We start from the raw sequence: 4,990 nt of genomic DNA, 5'->3' as shown, positions 1-4,990 counted from the left end.
CGACCACCGGGTCCCCCAGGTACAGGGCCTCATCAATGTCATGGGTCACGAAGACGATGGTCTTCTTGGGTGTCTCGGTCTCCCATGCCGTGATGAGGAGGTCCTGCAGGCGGGCCCGGTTGGTGGGGTCGAGGGCCCCGAAGGGCTCGTCCATCAGCAGCACCGGAGAGCGCAGGGCCAGGGCCCGGGCAATTGCGGCCCGCTGGCGCATGCCCCCCGACAGCTCGAAGGGATACTGGCCGACGGCCGACTCCAGCCCCACCTGGGCCAGGTAGCGCGAGGCCTGAGTGCGGCACTCGGCCTTGCGGGTGCCCGGCCGGGCCTTGCCAATGGCAATCGCAATGTTGTCCACCACCGTCATCCAGGGAAACAGGGCGTAATCCTGGAACACCACCCCCCGGTCCAGGCCGGGTCCGGTGATGGGCTGGCCGTTCCAGAAAAGCGCGCCCTGGTCGGGAAACTGCAACCCGGCCAGCAGCCGCAGCAGGGTGGATTTGCCCGATCCGCTGGAGCCGAGCAGGCAGACGAACTGCCCGGCCGGCACCGTGAGGTCAATCCTTTCCAGGATGGGTGTCGTCTCCTCGTAAGAGAACCCGACCCCCGCCAGCTTCAATTCTGCCGCCATCAGGCATTCTTCCGCTTGAAGTCCTTCTGGAGCTTCTTCCAGTAGGCGTCGTTGGGATTCTCCTTGACGAGCTGGTTCAGCACCTTTTCATACAGGGCGACATCGATGCTGGTGGACAGATCGGGCGCCTTGGTAATGAATTCGCTATTCACCATCACATCGGCAAAATGCTTCACGCCCTTGGCATCCGGGTCGGTGGACTGGTCCAGGTACTCGGAGTAATAGCCGCGCCACAGGAGCTGCTGGTCGAGCTTGACGTACTTGGCGATCGACTCGATGGTCTCCTTCTTGTTTTCGACGGTGAAGCGTTCGGCCTTCAGGATCGCGCGGATGAACTTCTCCCACGTGGCCGGGCTCCTGGCGGCGCTGGCCTCGGTGATCACCAGACGGCAGCAGGGGTGGCCGCGCTGCAGGTCGGTGGAGTGGATCACCACCTTCAGGCCCTGGTCCTCGGCGCGCAGGTCGTGGGGGCCCCACACCAGGCCCACATCCACCTGGCCGGACTTGACCGCTTCGATCACCGCAGAGGGATTCTTCAGTTCGAAGATCTGCAGGTCGGTCTTCCAGTTGAGGCCCTTGTCCTTGAGGGCGCCGCGGAGCACCGCGTCACCGGAGGCCATGCGCACCGTGGCGACCTTCTTGCCCTTGAGGTCGGCGATCCCCTTGATCTTGCCGGCATTGGCCTGGCTGGCCACCAGCGCTGCGTCGCCGCCCATGATGCCGCCGATGATCTTGAGCTTGGTGCCCTTGGAGAGATGGGCAATCGGCCCGGTGGTGCCGAAGGCGCCGATATCGAGCTTGCCGGCGATCACCGCATTCAGGCCATCGGCGGAGTTCTGGAACTCGATCAGTTCCACATCCAGGCCTTCCTTGGCGAAGATGCCCTGCTCCTTGGCCACGAAGAATTTGGCGTGCCCGGTGGCCGGGATATGGCCAACCTTGAGCTGTTCGGCAAAGGCGCTACCCAGGGTGCCGGCAAAAGCAATGGCAGCGACAAAGGTTTTGAGGGCGAATGTGCGTTGCATGAGGTTGACGTCCTGAGAAATGGGAATGAGCCAAGTTTGCCAAATGCCCCGGCTGGACCAAACGATTATTTTCTGTATTGCTTATCAAAAAAACGGAGTATGACAAAAGATTTTTCCGGAATTGCTATGGCAGCAGTATTTTTTATGGAAGGATATGAAAAATATTCTTTTTTATTTGTTTTCTTATTTTCCCTTCATATCCTCCTTCGGTTTTCCGGGGTGCCTGGGAGAGGGGCGGCTGCTCAAACCCATGGCATGAATTGCTTAGCACTAATTCTTGCTTCCCGGTGCCTGCTCAACCCTCCACACTGGGTCTTCATTCGTGCGGAAGGCACGTCAGAAAGGAGTGTTCACCATGCAGGCAGTGATTGTTGGGGCGGATCGCATTGAGGCTGTCCGCAACGAGATTCTTCGGGTGGCGGATCAGTTCGGGATCAAGGGTATTGATCACTGGACGGGCCGCAAGGCGTCCGAGAGTCGGCGCCAGTTGTCCCACCGCACCGGACTGGTGGTGTTCATGTGTGATCGGGCCAGCCACATGTTGATGCGCAATGTGCGCAAGCAGGCCGAGGAGCTTGGAATTCCGATGGTGTTCTGTCGTCATTCCGCCACTGAAGTGCGTGCCCGCCTGGACAGGCTCGGGCAGGAGTTTCTGCTTCAATGAGTGCCGCAGGCCATTCGCCTGAAATGCCTGCGTCCGGAAAGTGTTCTTTCCGATGTGTCTGCTCCGGTGCAATGGACTGAACAATCCTTGTTGGTCAGGCAGCACCGGCCTGATGGCCGTCTGTCCCCGCGGATTTGCCTGGAGGGCTGGATTTCCTGAGCAATCAGGGAGTTGCGTTCCCTGGCGGAGCAGATTCAAAGTGGGTACGGATTTTGCGGAGGTTTCCGGGAGCAGACTGATTCAACCGGGTCAGTCCTATTCCCGGAGATCCCATGCATTTGTCCCTTCGCCCCTGGCTCGGTCTCACCACCACCCTTTCCTTGCTGGCAGTGGGTTCTGCCAGCGCCCAGACCCTCGAGTCTGCCATCCGTAACCTGGGCAGTGCTGACACCCGGAGCGTCCAGATTGCGGGTAGCGGCAACACGTTCCAGTTTGGGCAGGCGCCCGATCCGAGCCTGCCCTGGCCGCGCTTCGAATTGAAGCGCTATACCGCCGATATTGATTACGAGAGGGCTGCCGCACGGGTACAGATCCAGCGTATTCAGGCTGTTGAAGCGGGGCGGCTGAGGCCTGTGCCGGTGGAGCAGCGGGTGGATCAATACGTGGCGGGCCCTCTGGCCTGGAACCTGCCCACGGCTTCAGCGTCTGCCGGCGGTGGTGCGCCAGCCGCTGTTCCCCAGAGTGCTGCGGCACGTGAGCGGGCCGCGGAGATCTGGGCTACGCCCCAGGGCTTCCTGCGTGCGGCGGCGGCCCACAAGGCAAGGTCGAAAGCGCTCAAGGGGGGTGGCAGGGAGATCCGCTTCAAGCTCGACGGACGCTATCGTTTCGTTGGTCACATCAATTCCCGCCATGAGGTCGAGCGGGTGAGGACCTGGATTGACAACCCGGTGCTTGGCGACACCCTGGTGGAAACCCGTTTCTCCAAGTATCAGACCTTTGAGGGCAGACCCTTTCCGACCCGGATAGAACGCATTCAGGGCGGGCACCCGGTTCTGGATCTGCAGGTCAGTGAGGTCCGGTTCAATGCCGGAGCGGCGATTAGCGTGCCGTCCGAAATCGCCAATGCCGTCCGGGCGCCCCTGCTGGTCAAGGCCGATCCGCTGGCGGATGGGGTCTTTTATCTCACCGGTGGCAGCCATCACAGTGTCCTGATCGAACAAAAGGATCATCTGGTCATCGTGGAGGCGCCCCTTGATGAGGAGCGCTCCCTGGCCGTGATCGCCAAGGCCAGGGAAATTGCCCCTGGCAAGCCGATCCGCTATCTGGTGAATACCCACGCCCATTTCGATCACTCCGGTGGGCTGCGTACCTTCGTGGCCGAGGGCGCCACCATCGTCACTCCGCAAGCCAATATTCCCTATTACCGCCAGGCCTGGTCTGCTCCCCGCACGCTCAAGCCTGACCTCCTGGCCGGCAAGGGCAGGAAGCCGGCTTTCATCGGTATTGATGGCAAGCAGGTTCTGTCTGACGGTCAGCGCAGCATCGAGGTGCACAGCATCGTGGGGAGTGGCCACAGCGATGCCTTTGCGCTGGTCTATCTGCCGGCAGAAAAAATCCTTGTGGAAGGCGATGCCTACACCCCGACTGCCGCCAGCGTGCCGCCTCCGGCCCGGCCCAATCCGTTCTCGGTCAATCTCCACGACAACATCCTCAGGCTGGGACTGAACGTGGAGCGGATTGCTGCCTTGCACGGTCCCCGGGTCGTCACCCTCGCGGATCTGCGCACGGCCATTGGCGAGCCAGCCAGTGCACCGTGATGCCGCCGGGATTTTCACGAACCTCACGAAAGTGGAAAAGCAAATCGCCCGCTTCGGAATAAGGATAAAAGTTTTTCTTGGTTCGTGCTCCGCTGCTGCATCTCTAGACTTCAACCATCAACACATCATTTTACCCACAGGAAAAAAACTCATGAAAGCCCGCTTTGCCCGCCGTTCCCTGCTGTCGATTGCCCTGGTGCTGGGCTTGTCCAGTGTCGCCCAGGCTCAGGTCAGCCTGCTCAACGTGTCTTACGATCCGACTCGTGAGCTCTATCAGGATTTCAATGCGGCCTTTGCCAAGCACTGGAAGGCCAAGACCAATGAAACCGTGACCATCAAGCAATCTCATGGTGGTTCGGGCAAGCAGGCCCGCTCCGTGATTGATGGCCTTGAGGCTGACGTGGTGACCCTGGCCCTGGCCGCCGACGTGGATGCCCTCCACGACAACGGCAAGTGGATTCCGGCGGACTGGCAGAAGCGCCTGCCCCACAACGCCTCGCCTTACACCTCGACCATCGTGTTCCTGGTGCGCAAGGGCAACCCGAAAAAGATCAAGGACTGGAACGATCTGGCCAAGCCGGGCGTCGAGGTGGTGACGCCGAACCCGAAGACCTCCGGCGGCGCGCGCTGGAACTACCTGGCCGCCTGGGGCTACGCCCTCAAGCAGCCGGGCGGTAACGAAGGCACTGCCAAGGAACTGGTCAAGAAGATCTACGGTAACGTGAAAGTGCTCGATTCCGGCGCCCGCGGCTCCCTGACCTCCTTTGCCGAACGGGGCATCGGGGACGTGCTGATCTCCTGGGAAAACGAAGCCTATCTGGCCACCAAGGAGCTGGGTCCGGACAAGTTCGACATCGTGACCCCGTCGGTTTCGATCCTCGCCGAGCCCCCCGTTTCGGTGGTGGACAAGGTGGTGGCC

Annotated in this window: 5 protein-coding genes; 3 read left to right on the top strand and 2 right to left on the bottom strand. The window is 61.0% G+C overall.

All coding sequences use genetic code 11. The features are described from left to right. The coding region (locus PHD22_RS16195; RefSeq protein ID WP_299869250.1) for an ATP-binding cassette domain-containing protein at positions 1-625 on the bottom strand (625 nt) is incomplete at its 3' end. Further along, on the bottom strand, positions 625-1,650 hold the full coding sequence (locus tag PHD22_RS16190) for an ABC transporter substrate-binding protein (protein ID WP_299869248.1): 1,026 nt from the start codon (positions 1,648-1,650) through the stop codon (positions 625-627). The genes PHD22_RS16190 and PHD22_RS16195, both read right to left, overlap by 1 nt. 355 nt (positions 1,651-2,005) lie before the next feature. Here PHD22_RS16190 and PHD22_RS16185 point away from each other — a divergent pair, with 355 nt between their 5' ends. The 3 genes from PHD22_RS16185 to PHD22_RS16175 all read left to right on the top strand — a co-directional run. Then, the gene (locus PHD22_RS16185) at positions 2,006-2,314 is read left to right on the top strand and encodes a DUF2325 domain-containing protein (RefSeq protein WP_299869245.1); all 309 of its coding nucleotides are present in this window, start codon (positions 2,006-2,008) and stop codon (positions 2,312-2,314) included. 272 nt (positions 2,315-2,586) lie between these two features. Continuing rightward, positions 2,587-4,071 (top strand): MBL fold metallo-hydrolase, encoded by a 1,485-nt coding sequence (locus PHD22_RS16180; protein ID WP_299869242.1) that lies wholly within the window; start codon positions 2,587-2,589, stop codon positions 4,069-4,071. 151 nt (positions 4,072-4,222) lie between these two features. After that, positions 4,223-4,990 (top strand): sulfate ABC transporter substrate-binding protein (locus PHD22_RS16175; RefSeq protein WP_299869239.1); only part of this gene is annotated, 768 nt, incomplete at its 3' end.

Source organism: Zoogloea sp. (assembly GCF_028693495.1).
Classification (GTDB): Bacteria; Pseudomonadota; Gammaproteobacteria; order Burkholderiales; family Rhodocyclaceae; genus Zoogloea.
This window is presented reverse-complemented; position numbering and strand designations above follow the sequence as displayed.